This is a genomic window from Streptomyces sp. NPDC003284 (assembly GCF_053589675.1).
In genome coordinates this window covers 28,546-47,254 of the sequence record NZ_JBSFSI010000018.1, presented here as the reverse complement: position 1 = coordinate 47,254, position 18,709 = coordinate 28,546, and the positions used below count along the sequence as shown (strand labels likewise).

The following is an 18,709-nucleotide window of genomic DNA, read 5'->3' as shown; positions in this document are numbered from 1 at the left end:
CGGGCCGTGCCATGGCTCCGGCCCCCAGACTCTCTCCTGACGGCCCGGCCCGCACGGCGAGCGGGACGGAACGGCCGGTGAGGCGGCAGCGGGACGGACGCGGTCGCGGCGCGGGCCGTCACCGGGCGGGAGGGGCGGCCGACGGGGCGCGGGGCGCCACCGGACGGGGAGGACGGCTGTCGGCGGGGCACCGGTCGCGGGCCCCGGCCGGGCGGCGGAGGCGGCCGCGCTTACCCCGATGGGGCGCTGTCCATGCACCCCCGCTCGGGCGCGTTGCGGCGGACGACCGCCGTGCGTGCGCCCCCGCGCCTCCCGTTGGCCGATTCTCCGTACCTCCGCCCTGTCCGTCCGCCCAACAATTGGGCACGCGCACACCACCATCACAGAACCCGCGCAAAGCGAACCGAGGGGGCGGCAGTGATACGGATACTTCTGGTGCACGACGCGTGTCTGGTGCGATCGGTCATGGCGGAGTGGCTGCGCCGGGAGCCCGGCCTGGGGGTGTACGACACGCCGTGGCGCGGCGCGCCAGGACTGGTGCGGTCGGTGCGGCCGGACGTGTGCGCCGCCGACCTCGACCACACCAGGGCCCGCGAACCCGTGCCCCTGGGCGAGCTCTGTCCGCGCGAGCCGGGCCACCGCCCGCCCCGCTTACTGGTGCTGACCACGGCGGACCGTCCCGGACTGCTGCGGCAGGCCATCGAGGCGGGCGCGCTCGGCTACGTCGACAAGAAGGGCTCACCGGAGCGGCTGGTGAGAGGCATCCGGCGGGTCGCCGCGGGGGAACGTTTCGTCGACGAGTCGCTGGGCCTGGGCTTCCTCAAGGCCGCCGAGATGCCGCTGACCCAGCGCGAACTGAGCGTGCTGTCACTGGCCGCCGAGGGCGCCTCCGTCGCCGAGATCGCCGGCAGCCTGCACCTGTCCCACGGGACCGTGCGCAACTACATGGCGGCCATCACCCGCAAGACCGGGGCGCGCAACCGGATCGACGCCATCCGCATCTCCCAGGGGGAGGGCTGGCTGTGAACCGGGCACGGCCCAGCCGCCGGTGAGCTCGCGGTAGAGCCGGGAGCCGCGCAGCAGATCCTCGTGCGTCCCGTACGCCGTGTCCCGGCCGTCCATCACCAGGACCCGGTCCGCGCGGCGCGCCGAGCTGAGCCGGTGCGCCACCACCACCAGGGTGCCGCCCGCCCGGACGGCGAAGGCCCGCTCCGCGCGGGCCTCGGCGTCCGGGTCCAGGTGGCAGGTCGCCTCGTCGAGCAGGGCGAGCGGGGCGGGCGACAGATACGCCCGGGTCAGCGCGATCAGCTGGCGCTCCCCGGCCGACAGCGCCGCCGGGTCGACCCGGGCGCCGGGGCCGCCGAGGCGGCGCAGGAGCGGAGCGAGGCCCACCGCTTCCGCCGCGGCCAGCAGCTCCTCCTCCGGCACCGGGTCGGGGCGCAGCTGGCAGAGGTTTTCCGCGAGGGTGCCGCTGTGCACGTACGCCTCCTGCGGGATCAGCACCCGGCACTCCGCGGCGCCGGGCCGCCCGACCGGCCGCCCGCACACGCTGATCTCCCCGGCGGCCGGTGCCAGCAGCCCGGCCACCAGCGAGGTGAGGGTCGACTTGCCGATCCCGCTGGGTCCGACGACCGCCAGATGACCGCCTTGCGGGACGACGAGGTCGAGGTCGCGGACGACGGGCTCGCTGTGCGGGCCGTAGGCGAAGGTCACCCCGGCCAGGGCGAGGGCGGGCGCGGGCCGCGCCCCGGCGGCAGGGACGGCGACGGGGGCGTGCGCCGGGGGGTGTGCCGTGCGGTCCGGGCCGCACCGGGTGTCGTCGGCCGGGGTGAGGCGGCGCAGCACCACCGTCAGCCGGGCGCCGCCCGCGCCCAGGCCGTGGATGAGGTTCTGGAGGGCGGGCAGCAAGGACTGGGTGACATAGGCGAGGGCGCCCACCAGCGCGCCCGGCGAGACGTCGTGGGACAGCAGCCAGGGGGCGGTGACCAGGAGCAGGACGAGCGGCAGATGACCGCCCACCGCGAGTGCCGCCACCCGCACGACCCCCCACCGGGCCAGCGCGCCCGCCGCCCGCCGCTCGGCGTCGACGCGTTCCGCTAGCGCCGCCGCGACCGGCGCCTCGGCACCGAAGGCCGTCACGTCGCGCAGCCCCGGGCACACCGCGCCCAGCCGCTCCGCCAGGGCCTCGTCCGCCGTGAGATACGCCTCCTGGCGCCGGGCGAGCGGGCGCAGGGTCGCCGCGAACAGGACGATCGCGGCGACCAGCGGCGGGGCGACCACCAGCGCGAGCAGCGGCGCCAGCGAGCACAGGCCGATGAGCGCACCGGCGGCGGCGACCACGAACGACCGGGAGACCAGCACAAGACCGGCGAAGGTGTCCCGCGCGATCTCCACCTGCTGGGTCAGCCCGGACAGCGCCCCGTCGTCCGCCTCGCGCACCCCGCGGGCGACGACCCGCTCCACCAGGTGGTCCCGCAGCGGCTCCACCAGCGCGGCGACCGACCGGTAGACCCGCCCGGTGCCGTACGCGCCGAGGACGGCCCCGGCCCCGGCGACCGCCAGCCAGCCGAGCCCGGTCCCGGCCCGGCCGGCGAGGAACCCCGAGTCCAGGGCGCGCGCCAGCGCGAAGCCGAGCAGGAACGTCTGCCCCGTCTCCAGCACCGACCACGCGCCCAGCCGGGCCAGCGCTCCCCACCGCCCGCGCAGCAGCCCGAGCGCCTCTCCGGCCCGCCCCCGCAGGCCGCCGCGGCCGCCGGGCGCGCCGCTGGCCGCCGTGCCGCCCGCCGTCGTGCCGGGGGCGCGCGACGCCGGGCCGTCGGTCTCGGCGGGCGCGTCGGCGCGTACCGGCGCGCCGGGCGTGTCCGCCGGGCCGCCCCGGCGCTCGTACGGCGTGTCGGCGGTGCCGGGGTCCGCGGCGTCCGGCGCGCCGCGCCGCGACGCGGCTCCGTGGAAGCGCTTGCCGCTCACGACCGGCGCCCTCCGGCCGTGCCGACGGCACTGTCGGCCGGACTCCCGGGTTCCCCGGCCGGACTCCCGGCCTCCGCCGCGGACCGTTCGTTTTCGGCCACCTCAAGCGCCCCGTCCGGGGCGCCGTCCCCGCCGAAGACCTGCCGGTAGCCCGCGTGCCGCCACAGCTCGGCGTGCGGGCCCACGGCGCGTACGCGGCCGTCGTCCAGCCAGGCGACGGCGTCCGCGCGGGCCGCCGTCGCGGCGCGGTGGGCGACGACGAGGCGGGTGGTGGAGGTGCCGCCCCGGGTGAGGGCGTGGGCGATGCGGTGCTCGGTGACGGTGTCGAGGCTGGACAGGGCGTCGTCGAGGACGAGCAGCCGCCCCCCGTGCGCGAAGGCGCGGGCCAGCCCGAGCCGCTGCGACTCGCCGCCCGAACGGGGCGCGTCGGCGAGCCGGGTCGCGTACCCCTCGGGCAGGCGGCGCACGAAGTCGTCCGCGCAGGCGGTGCGGGCCGCCCGCCGGACCCGGCCGGGGGCGGGCGCGGCGGGACCGAGCCCGATCGCGTCCTCGACGGTCGTCCCGATCAGCACGGGCCGTTCGAAGGCGTACCCGATGGCGCCGCGCAGCTCGGCGTGGCGCAGCGCGCGCAGCGGCACCCCGTCCAGCAGCACGTCCCCGGCATCCGGGTCGCACAGGCGTCCGGCGACCGCGGCGAGCAGGGACTTGCCGGAGCCGGACCGGCCGACCACGGCGAGGGTCGTGCCGCCGGGCACCGTGAGGTCCACGCCGTCCAGGACGGTACGGCCGCCGCGCCGCGCGGTGACCCCGCGCAGCTCCAGATGTCCGGGCCCGTCGGGCAGCGGGCGGTGGCCGTGGGCCGGGGCGGGCTCGGCCAGCACCTCGGCCAGGCGCCCGGCCGCCGCCCGCGCCCGTACCAGCGCCGAGAGCTGTCCGACCAGCACACCGATGCCGCCGGCCAGCACCGCGTACCGCGAGGCGGCCAGCACATCGCCCACGGACAGCCGGTGCCGGGCGAGCAGCCAGCCGGCCACGGCGACCACGCCCAGGTGCAGCAGCGGGGCCACGGCGACCGCCCGCGCGGCGGCCCGGCCCTGTGCGTGCCACATGGCGTGTCCGGCCCGGGACAGCTCGGGCAGCGGGCGCAGGATCCGTGCCGTCTCCCGGTCGGCGGTGCCGGCCGCCCGGATGGTGCGGGCGCCGCCGACGGCCTCGGCCAGCGCCGCCGCCAGCCGCCCCTGGATCTCCTGGTAGCGGGCCACGCACGCCGACGCGTCCCGGGCGAAGGCCCGCAGCAGCAGCGCGAGCAGCGGCGCCCCGGCGAGGAAGGTCACCGCGAGCCACACGTCGAGCAGACCGAGGGCGACGACGGCGCCGACCGGTCCGGCCACCGCCGCGACCGTCGCGGCCAGCGAGGCGGGCGCGGTACCGGCCTGGGCGGCGCTGCCCACCAGCCGGGCGGTGAGTTCCCCGGAGCCGAAGCGGGCACCGGCCCGCGGGCCGAGCGCCAGGACGTGCCGGGTCAGCCGCAGCCGCAGCCACGCGGTGGCGCGGGCGGAGGTGGTGCCGTCGAGCACGGTCTCGGCCATGTCGAGGGCGGTGAGCAGCGCCAGCAGGCCGACGGAGTATCCGACCCAGCGCCCGGCGGGGGCGCGGGTCAGCAGCAGATCGAGGGTGCGGCCCAGCACCGCGGGCAGCAGCAGCCCGGCGCCGGTCGCCGCCGTGCTCACCAGGACCAGGGCGGCGCAGCGCACCGCGCCGTGCCGCACGGCGCCGCGCAGCACCGCGGCGGGCGTCGCCTCGGGCGCGACCGCGGCGCGGTCGGCGGGGTCCGCCGCCGGGGCGGGCGTCGTCGTACGGCTGCTGCCGGGCATCCGCGGCATCCTCCTGGCCTCCTCGCGCGCGACGGGCTCCGGAGGGCCCGCCCCCGTGAGGGGAGCGGGCCGCCCGGAGCCATGGGTCGTACGGTGTGCGTCAGAGGCAGAGCAGGACGCTGACCGCGCTCACACAGGAGAGCAGGCTCGCGGTGCTGGCGCCGCCGCCACCGCCGTGGTTCTCGTCGGACTCCATCGTCTGCAGGTCGAGCAGGGCCATGTCGTGTCCTTTCGTCGGCCCCGGCGGTGCCGGGGTCCCGGTCGATACCCCATCGGGGACGGGGGTTGAATCACGACTCCGTCAGTCGCGGAGCCGCGTCTGTGAGGGCCGCGCGGGCGGCGGCAGGAAGGGCAGTCCGGCTCCGGTCCCGGTGTCGAGGGCCGCCGCGAGCGCGAGCAGGCACCCGGCCGTGCCGGTGGCGAGGTCCATGGACAGCCGCATCATCTGGTGGCCGGGGAAGGCCAGTTGGCCCTGGTAGGCCATCGCGTACCAGCCGAGCGTGCCGACCTGCTCGGCCAGCCGCTGCGGACTCGCCCCGGGCGCCGTGCTGCGGCTGAGGTGCAGGATCATCCCGGCGCGGCCCTGGAACAGACCGGGCTGGGCGTAGAAGCGGGAGGTGGCGGCGGTGAGCACGGCGTCGCGGGCCCGGGAGAACTCCTCGTCGGGCGCGTGCGCCAGATACTCGTCCAGGACCATGCCGATGCCCGCGCTGCCGTCGCCGAGATACGGCAGGGTCCGCCAGCCCTCGTCGACCTCCAGGCCGCCGCCGCTGGGCTGGACGACGCACTGCTCCAGGTCGCGGCGGAGCGCGGTGGCGGCGGCGTCCAGCAGGGCGCGCTCGCCGGTCCACTCGTACTGCCGCAGCAGGAACAGCGCGGGCCCGCTGGCGCCCCGCAGCAGCCCGGCGCGGCGCCGGGGCGTGTCGGGCAGCGGCTCGGCGAGCCGGGCGGCGAGCAGATGTGCCGCCTCGGCGGCCCGCTCGCCCAGTTCCGCCTCGCCCGTCGTGCGGGCCAGGGAGCCGAGCACCAGGCCGAGCCCGGCGAGCCCGCCGCGCAGGTCGGAGGAGAGCTTCTGCCAGCGTTCGGCGAGGATCCTCTCGGCCAGGTCGAGGGCGCGCTGCCGGTGGCCGAGCCGGTCCAGGACATGGGCGACGCCCGCGAGCCCGTCGTACAGGCCGAACGGTGTGCCCGGCGGCGCGGACGCGGTCCGCTCCAGCAGCCAGCGCTCGCCCTCCTCGTGGCGCCCGGCGCCCGACTCGGCCAGCGCGTACAGGACACCGGCGGCGCCGTGCGCCAGACCGAGCCCGCCGCCGTCGGAGAACTGCGCGATGTCGCCGGGGTAGAGCCGGTCCTCGCGCTCCGGGGTGGCCGAGGCGAGCAGCGCCTTGGCCATCGAGTCGCGGGCGGCCGGCCAGTCGGCCGGGTCGGGGTAGGCGGTGGCGCCGGACACCGGCGCGGCGGTGCCCGCGGGACCCTCCGCCGGGCGGACGTCCCGGGTGATCTCGGCGACGGCCTCGTCGAGGAACTCCCGCGGCACGTCCGGGAACTGCTCGGCGATCACCTCGGCGAGATGCGCCGCCTTGCCCCGGTCGATCACGAACAGCGTGGTCACCGGCAGGAACAGGGCGAGCCGCAGACACGCCAGCGCGTAGCGGTCCACATCGGGTCCGGTGCGGTCCGGCGGGGCGAAGAAGCCCGGGTGGGCCACGACCTGGCGGCCGTTCTCCTCGGCCGGTGCGGCGGCCTCGAAGTCCAGCAGGGACACCGACTCGTCGTCGGGCCCCACGACGATGTTGAACACATGCAGGTCGTTGAAGACGATCCCGCGTCCGTGCACCGCCGCCACGGCCCGCTCGACGGCCCGGTGCACCCGCAGCGCCCACGCCGTGTACGCGGCGACCGCCTCGGGGTCGGGGTCGGGGGTGAGCAGCGGATGCCGGTCGCCGAAGTAGGAGTTGAGGGTCCGGCCCTCGACGAAGTCCATGACCAGGAAGCGGTGGTCGCCGAGCGTGAACCAGTCCCGCACCTCCGGCACGACCCCGGTCCCGGCGACCTGTTCCAGGGCGGCCCTCTCCCGCTCCAGGCGGGTCACGGCGTCGGCGCCGTCGGCGGCGAGCCCGGCGTGCGGCCGGCCCTCCTTCAGGACGACCCGCCGGCCGTCGCGGGAGTCGGTGCCCGCGTAGACCCCGCCGCCGTTGGAGAAGTGCAGCGCCTTCTCGATGCGGTACGGCAGTTCACCGACCGTCGTGGTGTTGCGCGCCGCCAGATGCGGCTGGAGGAACGACGGCAGCGTCACCCACTCCGGCACCTGGAACGACGGGCTGCGCCGGTCCGGGACCAGCCGCCCCTCGCCGTCGCGCACCGCCGGGACCAGCGAGCCGCGCTCGTCGACGACGAAGGCCCGCGCGAAGGCGCCGTAGCGGACGTACAGCGGCCCCTCGCCCCAGCGCAGATCGGTCAGGATGTACGGCCCCTCGAAGCCTTCGAGGAGGGCGCCCAGCTCGGTGAGCACCTGGTGCAGCTGCTCCTCGCCGTCCGGGTAGACGGTGACGAACTTGCCGCTGGTGTCGCGGGCCGCGTACTTGGTGTTCCGCAGGTGCAGCAGATGCGGGCCCGGCACGAACTTGAAGGGGATCCGGCGCGGCACGCAGTAGTCCCAGACGATCGCCGCGATCCGCTCGGCGTTGTCGCGGGTGGCCGAGGCGTGGATCTTCCAGCCCTGCGCCGGGCCGGGCGTGGCGCGGCCGTCGTCGCCGAGCGGGGTCAGCGTCAGCCAGTCGCCGACGCGGGTCGCGTCCCACCCCTGCGGCACCGCGCGCCGGGCCGTCTCGTACAGCGGCGCGGCGACCCGCCCCTCCTCGGACAGCCGGTCGGGCGTGTCGTAGAAGTGCGGATCGGCGAGCGCGTACACCTCGTAGCGCTGGTCCATGTCCGTCCCCTCCCTGGTCGGCACCGAGCCTTCCAGTCGGGCGGGGCCCGCCGACAGTCACGTCTGTCACGAGACCACCGTGCGGAACGCACGCGTCAAGACCCGTTCGTAAAGAACAGTTCGAACAGCGCCGGGCCCGCGGTCCCGCCCGCACCGGGGCACGGCGGAACCGGCACCGGGCCCGCCCTCGGCCCGCCCGGCGTTCCACCCGGCGCACGCTGCGCCCCCGGGGCGTGGGCGAGGGCACCCGCGCCGCTCTCCTCGCCGTCTCCGAAGTGGTCCGGCCCGGCACCACCGACGCGCTGGTGCCCACCGGGGCCATGCGCACCGGGGCCAGGTCCGGAGCGGACTGTCCCCTGATTCCCCTGACCCGCTGACGGTTCCGCCGGACCCACCCGCCGGGCCGCCGACCCGCCACACGGGTGCGCCGCGCCCCCGGCACGGCAGGTCTCAGCCGTGGACCGGGCCGCCGTGCTTAGGGTCCTGGGCTGTGTCACACACCTTCGAAGAGCTTGTGGCGAAACAGCGCGCCGCCGACGAGGCGCACACCCGGGTCGAACAGCTCCGGGAGACCTACGGGCCGCCCGCGCAGGAGCGGTGGACCGGGACGCAGAGCGGGACCTACGAGACGGCCCTGCGCGCCTGGCGCGACCTCGCCCGCGATCTCCGGAGCGCGCTGAGCGAGTACGCGAGCGAGGAGGGGAGGCCCCGCCCCGAGATCGAGGCCGAGGTGGAGCGGGCGGCCGGCTCGGGCCCGGCCGACGGCGGAGAGCCCGGGACGGACGGCGTCTGACTCCGCGCGGACGGCACGGATCCGCGGGCCGCGCGCGGGTACCCGCGCGCCATGGACACCTTCCACCTGCAAGCAGCCGCGAGCGCCGGTTCCGTCTTCGGGATCGTCGTGATCGTCGTCGGCGCCCTCGTCGTCGTCGGCGCCCTCATCTGGGCCGTCCGGTTCGGCATCAGGGTCAAGCAGCACGAGCCGCGCACGCCCAGGGGCGGCGAGCATCCGACGCTGCCGGACTCCGGGCCGGTGCACGAGACCCGGCAGCGGCGTGAACCCGACGAGGTGCCGCGCGCCGAGGAGACCGGCCGCAGGCTCACCCCGCACGAACTCGGCTCGCCCGGCAGCCGCCGCAGCGAGGACCAGTCCCGCCCGCGCTGGGACAGCGGCACCTGACCTGCCGGTCCGCGGGTTTGCCCGCGGCGCGCCCGGGGACCCGGACGGCCTGGGACGGGCGGGTCCGGGTACGGCCCGGGGCGCCGTTCCCGCACACCTCACGCTCATGCGGAAGGAAGTCGAGAAACCGTGGCCGCGCACATGACCGAGAAACCGGCCGTCCAGCCCGCCGAGACGGGCTGGGCCAGATCCCGTCGGCTCAGGCGCGACACCGTACGCACCTGCCTGCCGGCGGTCGCCGTCGAGGACCGCGGCCGGGCGCGGGAGCGCGCCGGGGACGCGGAGGCCAACATCGTCCGCGGCGAGGACTGAGGCGAGAGGTCCGAGAGAGTCTGGTAGGGCCCGAGAAGGTCCGAGGGTGGGCCCGGCGTTGTGTACCGCGCCGGGCCCACCCTCGGGGCATGTTCAGCCGTGGGTCTTGGCCAGCAGTTCCAGGACCTCGTCGGTGGTGCCCGTCTCGCCGAGGCGCGGGAAGATCCGCCGCAGGCTGCCCTCATGGGCCTCGGCGTCCATGTCGGCCATCGCGTCCGTGGCCAGCGTGACGTGGTAGCCGTGCTCATGGGCGGCGCGCGCGGTGGACTCCACGCCGATGCTGGTGGCGATGCCGGTCAGCACGATCTGCGTCACCCCGCGGCGGCGCAGCTGCACATCGAGGTCGGTGCCGTGGAAGGCGCCCCAGTTGTGCTTGGTGACGGTGATGTCGCCCGCGTGCCCGGCCAGTTCGGGCACGATCACGTCCCAGCCGTCGGGCCGGGCGCCGCCGCCCCCGCGCGTCGCCTCCGTACGGCCGGGCACCACATCGCCCTGGTCGTCGGCGAAGGACACCCGGACCAGGACGACGGGCAGGTCACGGGCGCGGAACGCCTCGGCGAGCCGCACGGAGCGGGCGACGACCTCGGCACCGGAGTGGGGCACGACCGGCGCGGCGGCGATGCCCGCCTGGAGGTCGATCACCACGAGGGCGGTACGGGGGTCGAGGGCAGTGAGTGCCATGAGGGGTCAGGCCTTTCCGGGCTTGCGGGGGGTGAGACGGACGAGTGACCGGTCGGTCAGGCTGCTCACCAGGAGCAGCACCGACCCGGCGGTCATGAACAGGGCCAGGCCGTGCAGGCCGCCCGTGTCGGCGCGGTGCGGGAAGTACCCGGCGGTGGCCGCCGAGGCGCCCAGCGCGCCGAGGTACATGAAGGTGCGCAGCAGCCCGGCGGCCGAGGCGATCCGCGCGGGATCGGCCTGCCGGTACAGCGCGTTCTGGTTGGCGAGGGTGATCAGCCCCTGGGGTACGCCCATCACCAGACCGGCGGCGAGCAGCAGCGGCAGCGGACTCGTGGCGCCGATCAGCAGCAGCACGGCACAGGCGGCGACCTGGGCGGCGGCGCCCACCACGAGCTTCGCCCGCACGGCCTCGCGGCGCCCGGTCAGCGTGGAGACGACGAGCGCGGCACCCGACAGGGGCAGCAGCGTCAGCCCGGCCGTGGACGCGCTGAGCCCGCGTCCCTCCTCCAGCCACTGCGTGTAGCCGTACATGAAGGCGTAGGAGGTGAGGGCGCCGAGCAGTTGGCGCACATAGGTGCCGATCAGCGGCCCGTTGCCGCCGAGCACCCGCAGGTCCACGAAGGGCTGCGCGACCCGCAGCTCGCGCACCGCGAAGGCGGCGCCCACCGCGGCGGCGAGCACCGGCAGGTACCAGCGGTCGGCGCGCGGCGCCATCAGGAACAGCATCAGCGACACCAGCGTCCCGGCGAACAGCACCATCCCGGGTACGTCGACGTCGCGCAGCCCGTGCCCGGCGTCCCGCCGCGGCTCCCGGGGCAGCCGCAGCGCGCCCAGGACCAGGCAGGCGGCGGACAGCGGCACGTTCACCGTGAACACGGCGCGCCAGCCGCCCACCCCGATCAGCAGCCCGCCGAGCGCGGGGCCGATCACGGCCACCGTCTGGTTGGCGACGGCGAGCGCGGTGAGGACGCCCGCCGGACTGTCCCGCCCCGTCCGCTCGGCCTCGCGCCGGGTGAGCTGCATGGCCGCCGGATACGCGGCGGAGGTCCCGAACCCGAGCAGCACCCGCGCGCCGATGAGCACGCCCAGCGAGGGGGCGAGCGCCCCGAGCAGACCCGCTGCCCCGACCAGGGCCGTCCCCGTGAGGTAGAGCCGCCGGGGCCCGAACATGTCCGTCAGCCGGCCGATGACGGGCTGTCCGACGGCGGTCGCCAGATAGAGCGCCGAGACCAGCCAGACGGTCTGCGCCGGGGGAGCCCCGAACGCGGCGCCGATCGGGACCAGGGCCACCGCGATCATCGACGAGTTGATCGGGTTCAGCACCGAACCCAGGACCATCGGCGCGATCAGCCTGCGGTCGAAGGCGTCCGGCGCCGGGCGCACGGTGGCGTCCTCGCCGCCCGGCCGCCGGGCGAGCCGGGGCCTCACGGCCTGCTCAGCCGTTCCAGCAGGGTGAACGCCTCGATGATGGTCTGCCGTTCGTCCTCGGTGTACCGCTCGTGCAGGGCCCGGGTCAGCCACTCCGCACGGGTCTGCCGGTCGCCCTCGATGCGCTCGTGTCCGCCGTCCGTCAGGGTCACCAACTGGCGTCGGCCGTCGTCGGGGTCGGGGCTGCGCCGGATGAGCCCGCGCTGCTCCAGGACGGCGAGTGTGGCGGCCATCGACTGCGGCCGGACTCCCTCGGCGGAGGCGAGGGCACTGGCGGTGGCGGCGCCGTGCTTGCCGACCAGGGTGAGCGCCGACACCTGGGACGGGGTGAGGTCCTCGTCCCGGGCGACCTCCCGTATCCGGCGCCGCAACCGGCTGAACACCACGCGCAGATCGCGCGCGGCCCGCGCTGCGGAGGCGGAGACGCCCTCGGGCACCTCGGTGGGCGTGTGGTCCATGGCAGCACCGTAGATCCGCCAGGCGAAACTGTCCAGCCAAGACTGTTCAGCCTTGGCTGTCTATTTACCTGTCCACTTACTTGTCCATTTACCTGTCCATCAGCCTGCCGATCACCACCCGCCCGTCTCCGGGCCCGGCCCGCAGTACGCTGACCAGGTGCGTCTGCTTCTCATGTCGGACACCCACCTCCCGCGCCGCGCCCGGGAGCTGCCCGCCCCGCTGCTCGCCGAACTGCCGCGTGCCGACGTCGTCGTCCACGCGGGGGACTGGGTCGACACCGCGACCCTCGACCTGCTCACCGCGCGCAGCCGCCGGCTCCTCGCGGTGTACGGCAACAACGACGGCCCCGAGCTGCGCGCCCGGCTCCCCGAGGTGGCCCGCGCGGAACTGGGCGGGCTGCGCTTCGGCGTCGTGCACGAGACCGGGGCCGCGCAGGGCCGCGAGGCCCGCTGCGCCGCCCGCTTCCCGGACCTGGACGTGCTGGTCTTCGGTCACAGCCACATCCCCTGGGACACCACTGCCCCCTCCGGGCTGCGCCTGCTCAACCCGGGTTCCCCCACCGACCGCCGCCGCCAGCCCCACTGCACCTACCTGACCGCCACCGTCACCGGCGGCGCCCTCACCGAGGTCGAACTCCACCGGCTGCCGCCGCGCCGGACCCGCTGACGACGCGACGCGCGCGGGCGCAAAGGGTACAGAGGGCACAGAGGGCACAGAAGAGGGCGGCCCGGCGAAAGGGGCCGCCCCGAGGTCACACTTCCCTTTCTCGTTTCCGAATTCTCGGCGAGATCCGGGCCGATCCGTGCGCGGAAGCGACCCGGTGGCTGTGAGTATGCGCTGTCACGGACCTCCTTCCGGAGAGGTGTGCCGCACATGTGCCGCGGAGGCGATGCATGCCTCATCCGCTGTCTGCCGCCTACCCCTTCCGGGGAAGCCGAACCATCTCAAAACAGGAATAAGGGCTCATTTCCTCCGTCGACGGAGCACGCGCGGCCCAGGAGCGCACCCCCCCACTCACCGGCCCCACCGACCCCACCGGCACCGGCGACACGCGCCCGCCAGGCGTCGTCGGCGGGTGCGGGCACGGTGAACGCGTGGTGCAGTTCCATGGCTTCGTCCTCCTGCTCAGGGCCGGGCGCGGGCGGGACCGTGCGCGTGGATGGCGCCCGCGGTCGCGGTCAGGGGCGTCCCGCTGCCGCCCCAGCGCAGCGAGACGATCTCGGCGGCGACCGACACCGCGACCTCCTCGGGCGTACGGGCACCGAGGTCCAGGCCGACCGGGGAGCGCAGCCGGGACAGCTCGGCCGGGGTCACACCGGCCTCCAGCAGCCGTTCCACCCGGTCGTGGTGGGTGCGGCGGCTGCCCATCGCGCCGATGTACGCGGCGGGCCTGCGCAGCGCCTCCTCCAGCAGCGGCACATCGAACTTCGGGTCGTGGGTGAGGACGCAGATCACCGTGCGCTCGTCGGTGTCCGTGGTGCGCAGATAGCGGTGCGGCCAGTCCACGACCACCTCCACGGCGTCCGGGAAGCGCCGGGGGGTGGCGAAGACCGGGCGCGCGTCGCACACCGTCACCCGGTAGCCGAGGAAGGCGCCGATCCGGGCCACCGCGGCGGCGTAGTCGATGGCGCCGAACACCAGCATCCGCGGCGGCGGCGCGAAGGAGTGCAGGAACACCGAGACGGCGTCCTCGCGCCGCTCGCCGTGCGCCCCGTAGTGCCGTGTCCCCGTCGCCCCGAGCGCGAGTCCGCCGCGGGCGTCCGCGGTGACCGCCGCGTCCAGGCCGGGGGTGCCCAGCGTCCCCGCCACCGAGTCCGGCCACACGGCGAGCGTCGCCCCGCGCGGCGCGGGACCGTCGGCCACGGTCGCCAGGGTCACCGGCGCCCCGGCGGCGACCGACGCGGCGACCGCGCCGAAGGCCGGGTCCGACTCCGAGGTCACCGGCCTGACCAGCACCCCGATCTCGCCCCCGCAGGTGAGCCCGACCGCGAACGCGTCCTCGTCGCTGTACCCGAAGACGGCGAGCCGGGCCTCGCCGTCCGCCACCACCTCCTTGGCCAGCTCGAAGACCGCGCCCTCCACACAGCCGCCGGAGACACTGCCCACCACCTCGTCGTCCGGGCCCACCGCCATCGCCGCGCCGGGGTCGCGCGGCGCGCTGCGGCTGACCGTGACGACCGTGGCGAGACCGAACGGCTGCCGCGCCGCGTACCAGCGCCCGAGCACCGGAAGGATGTCACGCACGCTCTCGTCCCTTCGCACCACCGACCCCGACCCCGACCCCACCCTCTACCTCGCCCCCGGCACCGGCACCCGCGCCCGTCCCGGCGCCGCCGTCCGCGCCCCGGACCACCCGGTGGGCCAGCCGGTGCAGCCGGCGCATCCGGGCGGCCGGCAGCGGGGGATCGCCGCGCTCCCACCCGTCGGACGGGACGAGCAGCACCACCCGCCGGGGCCGCTCCGTGCGCGCGTGGAGCCGGGGCGGCGCGGGTTCGCCGCCGTGCCGTAGCAGCTCCCTTGCGGTACGGCGCGCGTCGATGTCCCCGCGCCGGGCCGGGCGCCGCCGCGCGCTGCGCCGTGGCGACCGCACCGCCGTCCGCCTGGACGGCGAGCACGTTGCAGCTCTTGACGCCCGTGCCGTCCACCGTGACGGAGATGTGCGTCATGTGCTCCCCAGGGACCGAACGGGCGTACGCGAGGGATGCCAGCGACCAGCGTGACGTACGTCACTCTATGGCCGGGTCTGTGGCACGGCGAGCGGTGCGGTGCGGACCGCCGGGGGCGTCGGCTCGGCAAGAGAGCATGTCCGGCCTGCTGCCCGAGTCCACCACCCGCGCCCGGAGCGCCGTGTGCGCCCTGGAGGGCGAGGCGTAGATCCCTGTGGATCCCCGTCCGGCGTTTGACCCTGCCCTTGCGTCAGGCCGCACGCTGTACCCCGACGGAGCCGACGAAAGGGCAGGTGGATGAGCTACTCCGTGGGACAGGTGGCGGCGTTCGCCGGAGTGACGGTGCGCACGCTGCATCACTACGACCGGGCGGGGCTGCTGTCGCCGGGCGGCCGCAGCCACGCCGGGTACCGGCTGTACGACGACGCCGACCTGGCACGCCTCCAGCAGATCCTCTTCTACCGCGAACTCGGCTTCTCCCTCGACGAGATCGCCGACATCCTCAAGGACCCGCAGGCCAACGCGCTCGCACATCTGCGGTCCCGGCAGCGGCGGCTCGGCGAGGAGATCACCCGGCTCCAGCGGCTCGCCGAGGTCGCCGAACGGGCCATCGAGGTCCAGCAGACCGGAGTGACCCTCACCCCCGCCGAACGCTTCGAGGTCTTCGGCGAGATCGCCTTCGACCTCAGCTACGCCACCGAGGCCCAGCTCAAATGGGCGGACTCGGAAGGACAGCGGGAGTCCATGGCACGGGCCGCCGCGCACAGCAAGGACGACTGGCGGCGGCTGATGCGCGAGGCCGCAGCGTGGCGCGCCGAACTGCTCGCCGCCTTCGACGACGGCGAGAGCGCCGAAGGCGAACGCGCCATGGACCTCGCCGAGGAGCACCGGCTGCACATCTCCCGCTGGTTCACCTCCTGCCCGCCCGCCATGCACCGGCGCATCGCGGACGACATCGTGGCCGACCCGCGCGCCTTCGCCCTGGTCGTCCCGCCCTCCCAGCAGCGCCCCGGCCTCGCCGCTTATCTGGGCAGGGCCGTGCACGCCAACGCGGCCCGCCGCACCGACCCCGAGGGGGACCGATGAGAATCCTGATCGCCGCCGCCGGATCACGGGGCGACGTCGACCCCTACACCGGCCTCGGCGCCGGGCTGCGCCGGGCCGGACACGAGGTCGTGCTCGCCGCCCCGGACACCTTCGCGCCGCTGGTCCGCGGAGCCGGCCTGGAGTTCCGCGGCCTGCCCGGCCGGCCCGAGGCCCAGGGCGGCACCCCGGACCGGCGGGGCCTGATGCGCGGCGCCGCCGCGTTCGTGAACCGGCTCGCGGGAGGCTTTGCCGCCGCGGTCGGCGACGGCACCGAGCTGCTGGTGCTGTCCACCACCACCGCCCCGCTCGGCTGGCACCTCGCCGAGGCCACCGGCCTGCCGAGCGTCGGCGCCTACCTCCAGCCCACCGCGCCCACCGGCGCCTTCCCGCCCGTCGTCACCGGCATCCGCTCCCTGGGCCGTCTCGGCAACCGCGCCGCGGGCCGCCTCGGACTGCGGACGGCCGACCGCCTCTACGGCGACGCGGTCGCCGCCCTCCGCCGCGAGCTGGGCCTGCCCGCGCGCACCCCGGCCGCCGAGCGGCGCCGCCGGGAGGCCGCGCACTGGCCCGTGCTGCACGGCTTCAGCGAGCACGTGGTGCCCCGGCCGCCCGACTGGCGCCCCGGTCTCGACGTCGTCGGCAACTGGTGGCCGTACACCGACCCGGGCGCCCGGCTGCCCGCGGACCTGGAAGACTTCCTCGCCGCCGGGCCCCCGCCGGTGTTCATCGGGTTCGGCTCCATGGCCGGCGGCCACGGGGAGCGCCTGAGCGGGACCGTCGTACGGGCGCTGCGCCGGGCCGGGCTGCGCGGCGTCCTCCAGTCCGGCGCCGCCGGGCTCGCCGCCGAGGGGGACGACGTCCTCACGGTCGGCGACGTGCCGCACGCCCTGCTGTTCCCGCGCACGGCCGCCGTCGTGCACCACGCGGGCGCGGGCACCTCGGCGGCGGCCCTGCGCGCCGGGGTGCCCTCCGTCCCCGTACCGGTCACCGCCGACCAGCCGTTCTGGGCCGCCCGCCTCACCGCCCTCGGCGCCGCCCCCGCCGCGATCCCCTTCGCGGGCCTTACCCCCGAGCGCCTGGCGGACGCTCTCGACCGCGCGGTACGGGACCCGGCCCACGCCCGGTCCGCCGCCGCCGTCGCCGGGCGCCTCGCGGAGGAGGACGGGGTGGGGCGCGTGGTGGAGGCCGTGGAGGCGGTGGGGCGGCTGAAGAGCTGAGGGGCAGGCTGGGGCGGGCGCGGGCCTCCGCCCGAGCTGTCGGCGGGGCCGGGCGGGATGGGCGGCCAGTGGTGCCTCGGCGTCGCCCCGGCCCGGTGCTTCGCGCGCGGGTGACTGCCGGGCGCCGGGGGGTGGCCCTGGCCTTGCGGCGGGGGGCGGTGCGACCGGGCGGGCGGACCGGCGGACCGGACCGCGGCCCGGGAGGAGCCCGGGGCCGTCGGCCGTCCGTGCCGTCGGGGGGCCGTCGGGACGGACGGCCGGTGGAGCTTCGGCGTCGCCAGAGGCCGGTGCTTCGCGCGCGGGTGACCGCCGGGCGCCAGGGGGGGCGACCCCGGCCGTGCGGCGGGGGTGCCCGGCGCGACCGGCCGCGCGGACCGGCGGACCGGGCGGGGTCCGGGCCCGGCGCAGTGCCGGTGCCAGTGCCAGTGCCGCGCCTGGTGTCCGGCGTGGTGCGGGACGCCGAAGGGCCGCGCGGCCGGAGGGGCGCCCGGCCTCTGGGATCCGGCCGGCCGGGGGTGCCCGGCGCCCCCGGTCCCTCGTCCCTCAGCGTGCCAGCAGGTCGACCGCCCGCAGCACCGGCGCGACGCCGTCCTCCTCGCGGATGCGGGCGCCCAGGGTCTCGGCGCGCTCCCGGTGGAGGGGGTTGCGGGTGGCCCGCGCGAGGGCCGCGGCCAGGCCGTTCGCGGTGAGCCCGCGCAGCGGGACGGCGTGAGGGGCCACCCCGAGGGACACCAGGCGTTCGGCCCAGAAGCCCTCGTCGAACTGGACCGGCAGCGGCACGGCGGGCACCCCGGCGCGCAGCCCGGCCGCGGTGGTGCCCGCGCCCGCGTGGTGCACCACGGCCGCCATCCGCGGGAACAGCGCCGCGTGCGGCACCTCGTCGATGGTCAGCATGTCCTCGCCGGTCGCCGCGAGCCCGCCCCACCCGCGCTGCACCACCCCGCGCAGCCCGGCCAGCCGCAGCGCGCGCACGATGGTCCCGCTCAGCCGGGCCGGGTCGGGCACCGTCGCACTGCCGAGGCCGACGAAGACCGGCGCGGGCCCCGCGTCCAGGAACCGCCGCACATACGCGGGCAGCCCGTCCTCACGGTCGTACGGCCACCAGTAGCCGCACACCCGCAGACCGGGCCGCCAGTCGCGCGGCCGGGGCACCACCAGCGGACTGAACCCGTGGAACACCGGCTGCCGCAGCCCCGCCCGGATGCGGCGGGCGGTGCCGCGCCGGGCGGCCGGAAGACCCAGCCGGGCCCGCACGGTGGGCACGGCCGCCGAGAAGACCCGCTCCATGGCGAGGTTCACCCCGTGGCCCGCGAGCCGGTTCGCCGCCGCGCCCCAGTGGCCGCCGCCGAGCAGCGGAGGGGCGAACTCCCGGGTGGGGGAGAGGGGTTGCAGATGCGTGCCGATGCTGGGCACGCCCAGCGCCTCGGCGATCGCGTGCCCGACCGGCCCCAGCGAGCCGGACAGCAGCAGTACGTCGCTCTTCTCGGCCGCCGCGACCAGGTCGTCCGTCATCCGGGCGAGCGCCGCGCGGACCAGACCGACGGCGCGCAGCATCTTGCCCGTGTCCGTCGCGCTGCGGTGCAGCCCCCGGCCGCGGGTGGACTCCAGTTCGGCCCGCGGATCCACCGGCAGAGCGTGGAAGTCCAGGCCCGAACCGGCGACCAGCGGCTCGAAGCACCCGTGGGTGACCAGGGTGACCGCGTGGCCCGCGCGGGCCAGACCGTGCCCCAGCCCGGTGAAGGGGGCCACGTCACCCCGGGAACCCGCCGTCATGATCGTTACGCGCACGTCGGCCAGTATGGCCGCGCGCGGCCCCGCCGACGGCGAACGACCCGGCCATGTCGGCGCGCCCACCCCCACGCGCCCGCAACGGCCGCACCCGTCCGGACGCCGTACCCGCTCGGGCCCTG

At 76.6% G+C, this 18,709-nt stretch carries 16 protein-coding genes and 1 pseudogene; 7 read left to right on the top strand and 10 right to left on the bottom strand.

Annotated features, from left to right (window positions below; translation table 11 throughout):
* Positions 1 to 252: 252 nt before the first annotated feature.
* Positions 253 to 942 (top strand): annotated as a pseudogene (locus ACWDYF_RS29590) (LuxR C-terminal-related transcriptional regulator); the annotation flags it as partial.
* Here ACWDYF_RS29590 and ACWDYF_RS29585 read toward each other — a convergent pair.
* The 4 genes from ACWDYF_RS29585 to lanKC all read right to left on the bottom strand — a co-directional run bounded on the left by ACWDYF_RS29585 (position 868) and on the right by lanKC (position 7,770).
* Positions 868 to 2,967 (bottom strand): ATP-binding cassette domain-containing protein, encoded by a 2,100-nt coding sequence (locus tag ACWDYF_RS29585; protein ID WP_389470658.1) that lies wholly within the window; start codon positions 2,965 to 2,967, stop codon positions 868 to 870. The pseudogene ACWDYF_RS29590 and the gene ACWDYF_RS29585 overlap by 75 nt on opposite strands.
* Positions 2,964 to 4,841, bottom strand: a complete 1,878-nt coding sequence (locus ACWDYF_RS29580; RefSeq protein WP_389470662.1) for an ABC transporter ATP-binding protein — start codon at positions 4,839 to 4,841, stop codon at positions 2,964 to 2,966. Before ACWDYF_RS29580 ends, ACWDYF_RS29585 begins: the two co-directional genes overlap by 4 nt.
* Before the next feature lie 100 nt (positions 4,842 to 4,941).
* On the bottom strand, positions 4,942 to 5,061 hold the full coding sequence (locus ACWDYF_RS29575; RefSeq protein WP_018569989.1) for a SapB/AmfS family lanthipeptide: 120 nt from the start codon (positions 5,059 to 5,061) through the stop codon (positions 4,942 to 4,944).
* A gap of 81 nt (positions 5,062 to 5,142) precedes the next feature.
* The gene (lanKC, locus tag ACWDYF_RS29570) at positions 5,143 to 7,770 is read right to left on the bottom strand and encodes a class III lanthionine synthetase LanKC (protein ID WP_389470665.1); all 2,628 of its coding nucleotides are present in this window, start codon (positions 7,768 to 7,770) and stop codon (positions 5,143 to 5,145) included.
* 490 nt (positions 7,771 to 8,260) lie between these two features.
* Between lanKC and ACWDYF_RS29565 the strand changes: the two genes are divergently transcribed.
* The 3 genes from ACWDYF_RS29565 to ACWDYF_RS29555 all read left to right on the top strand — a co-directional run bounded on the left by ACWDYF_RS29565 (position 8,261) and on the right by ACWDYF_RS29555 (position 9,262).
* On the top strand, positions 8,261 to 8,563 hold the full coding sequence (locus tag ACWDYF_RS29565; protein WP_381744243.1) for a hypothetical protein: 303 nt from the start codon (positions 8,261 to 8,263) through the stop codon (positions 8,561 to 8,563).
* Positions 8,564 to 8,614: 51 nt separating this feature from the next.
* A complete protein-coding gene (locus tag ACWDYF_RS29560) occupies positions 8,615 to 8,950 on the top strand; it encodes a DUF6479 family protein (RefSeq protein WP_389470668.1) in 336 nt (111 codons plus the stop codon).
* 129 nt (positions 8,951 to 9,079) lie between these two features.
* Positions 9,080 to 9,262, top strand: coding sequence for a hypothetical protein (locus tag ACWDYF_RS29555; protein WP_037890289.1), 183 nt, complete (start codon positions 9,080 to 9,082; stop codon positions 9,260 to 9,262).
* A 93-nt stretch (positions 9,263 to 9,355) separates the two neighbouring features.
* On the opposite strand, the gene ACWDYF_RS29550 is transcribed toward ACWDYF_RS29555, so the two are convergent.
* Genes ACWDYF_RS29550 through ACWDYF_RS29540 form a run of 3 tightly spaced genes read right to left on the bottom strand, consistent with a single transcriptional unit; the run spans position 9,356 to position 11,829 of the window.
* Positions 9,356 to 9,943: a hydrolase gene (locus tag ACWDYF_RS29550; protein ID WP_018569983.1), complete on the bottom strand. Its 588-nt coding sequence runs from the start codon at positions 9,941 to 9,943 to the stop codon at positions 9,356 to 9,358.
* Positions 9,944 to 9,949: 6 nt separating this feature from the next.
* Complete coding sequence (locus ACWDYF_RS29545) at positions 9,950 to 11,371, bottom strand: MFS transporter (RefSeq protein ID WP_389470673.1); 1,422 nt, start codon at positions 11,369 to 11,371, stop codon at positions 9,950 to 9,952.
* Positions 11,368 to 11,829, bottom strand: coding sequence for a MarR family winged helix-turn-helix transcriptional regulator (locus ACWDYF_RS29540; protein ID WP_381744247.1), 462 nt, complete (start codon positions 11,827 to 11,829; stop codon positions 11,368 to 11,370). Before ACWDYF_RS29540 ends, ACWDYF_RS29545 begins: the two co-directional genes overlap by 4 nt.
* A 157-nt stretch (positions 11,830 to 11,986) precedes the next feature.
* Between ACWDYF_RS29540 and ACWDYF_RS29535 the strand changes: the two genes are divergently transcribed.
* Positions 11,987 to 12,496, top strand: a complete 510-nt coding sequence (locus ACWDYF_RS29535) for a metallophosphoesterase family protein (RefSeq protein WP_389470677.1) — start codon at positions 11,987 to 11,989, stop codon at positions 12,494 to 12,496.
* 459 nt (positions 12,497 to 12,955) lie between these two features.
* On the opposite strand, the gene ACWDYF_RS29530 is transcribed toward ACWDYF_RS29535, so the two are convergent.
* Positions 12,956 to 14,074 carry an XdhC family protein gene (locus ACWDYF_RS29530; RefSeq protein ID WP_389470681.1) on the bottom strand — a complete coding sequence of 373 codons (1,119 nt, stop codon included), beginning with the start codon at positions 14,072 to 14,074 and terminating at the stop codon, positions 12,956 to 12,958.
* On the bottom strand, positions 14,067 to 14,420 hold the full coding sequence (locus tag ACWDYF_RS29525; RefSeq protein ID WP_389470684.1) for a VWA domain-containing protein: 354 nt from the start codon (positions 14,418 to 14,420) through the stop codon (positions 14,067 to 14,069). Before ACWDYF_RS29525 ends, ACWDYF_RS29530 begins: the two co-directional genes overlap by 8 nt.
* A 373-nt stretch (positions 14,421 to 14,793) precedes the next feature.
* On the opposite strand from ACWDYF_RS29525, the gene ACWDYF_RS29520 reads away from it, so the two are divergent.
* Both ACWDYF_RS29520 and ACWDYF_RS29515 read left to right on the top strand, forming a co-directional pair.
* Positions 14,794 to 15,582, top strand: coding sequence for a MerR family transcriptional regulator (locus ACWDYF_RS29520; RefSeq protein WP_389470686.1), 789 nt, complete (start codon positions 14,794 to 14,796; stop codon positions 15,580 to 15,582).
* Positions 15,579 to 16,799, top strand: a complete 1,221-nt coding sequence (locus tag ACWDYF_RS29515) for a glycosyltransferase (protein WP_389470689.1) — start codon at positions 15,579 to 15,581, stop codon at positions 16,797 to 16,799. Before ACWDYF_RS29520 ends, ACWDYF_RS29515 begins: the two co-directional genes overlap by 4 nt.
* Positions 16,800 to 17,342: 543 nt before the next feature.
* Here the strand turns inward: ACWDYF_RS29515 and ACWDYF_RS29510 are convergent.
* Positions 17,343 to 18,572 (bottom strand): glycosyltransferase, encoded by a 1,230-nt coding sequence (locus ACWDYF_RS29510; protein ID WP_026252879.1) that lies wholly within the window; start codon positions 18,570 to 18,572, stop codon positions 17,343 to 17,345.
* Positions 18,573 to 18,709 lie beyond the last annotated feature (137 nt).

Excerpts from the sequence above, each read along its gene's own strand:
- ACWDYF_RS29575 (WP_018569989.1), bottom strand. The coding sequence starts at position 5,061 with ATGGCCCTGCTCGACCTGCAGACGATGGAGTCCGACGAGAACCACGGC.
- ACWDYF_RS29560 (WP_389470668.1), top strand. The coding sequence starts at position 8,615 with ATGGACACCTTCCACCTGCAAGCAGCCGCGAGCGCCGGTTCCGTCTTC.
- ACWDYF_RS29580 (WP_389470662.1), bottom strand. The coding sequence starts at position 4,841 with ATGCCCGGCAGCAGCCGTACGACGACGCCCGCCCCGGCGGCGGACCCC.
- ACWDYF_RS29540 (WP_381744247.1), bottom strand. The coding sequence starts at position 11,829 with ATGGACCACACGCCCACCGAGGTGCCCGAGGGCGTCTCCGCCTCCGCA.
- ACWDYF_RS29520 (WP_389470686.1), top strand. The coding sequence starts at position 14,794 with ATGAGCTACTCCGTGGGACAGGTGGCGGCGTTCGCCGGAGTGACGGTG.
- lanKC (WP_389470665.1), bottom strand. The coding sequence starts at position 7,770 with ATGGACCAGCGCTACGAGGTGTACGCGCTCGCCGATCCGCACTTCTAC.
- ACWDYF_RS29510 (WP_026252879.1), bottom strand. The coding sequence starts at position 18,572 with ATGACGGCGGGTTCCCGGGGTGACGTGGCCCCCTTCACCGGGCTGGGG.
- ACWDYF_RS29515 (WP_389470689.1), top strand. The coding sequence starts at position 15,579 with ATGAGAATCCTGATCGCCGCCGCCGGATCACGGGGCGACGTCGACCCC.
- ACWDYF_RS29550 (WP_018569983.1), bottom strand. The coding sequence starts at position 9,943 with ATGGCACTCACTGCCCTCGACCCCCGTACCGCCCTCGTGGTGATCGAC.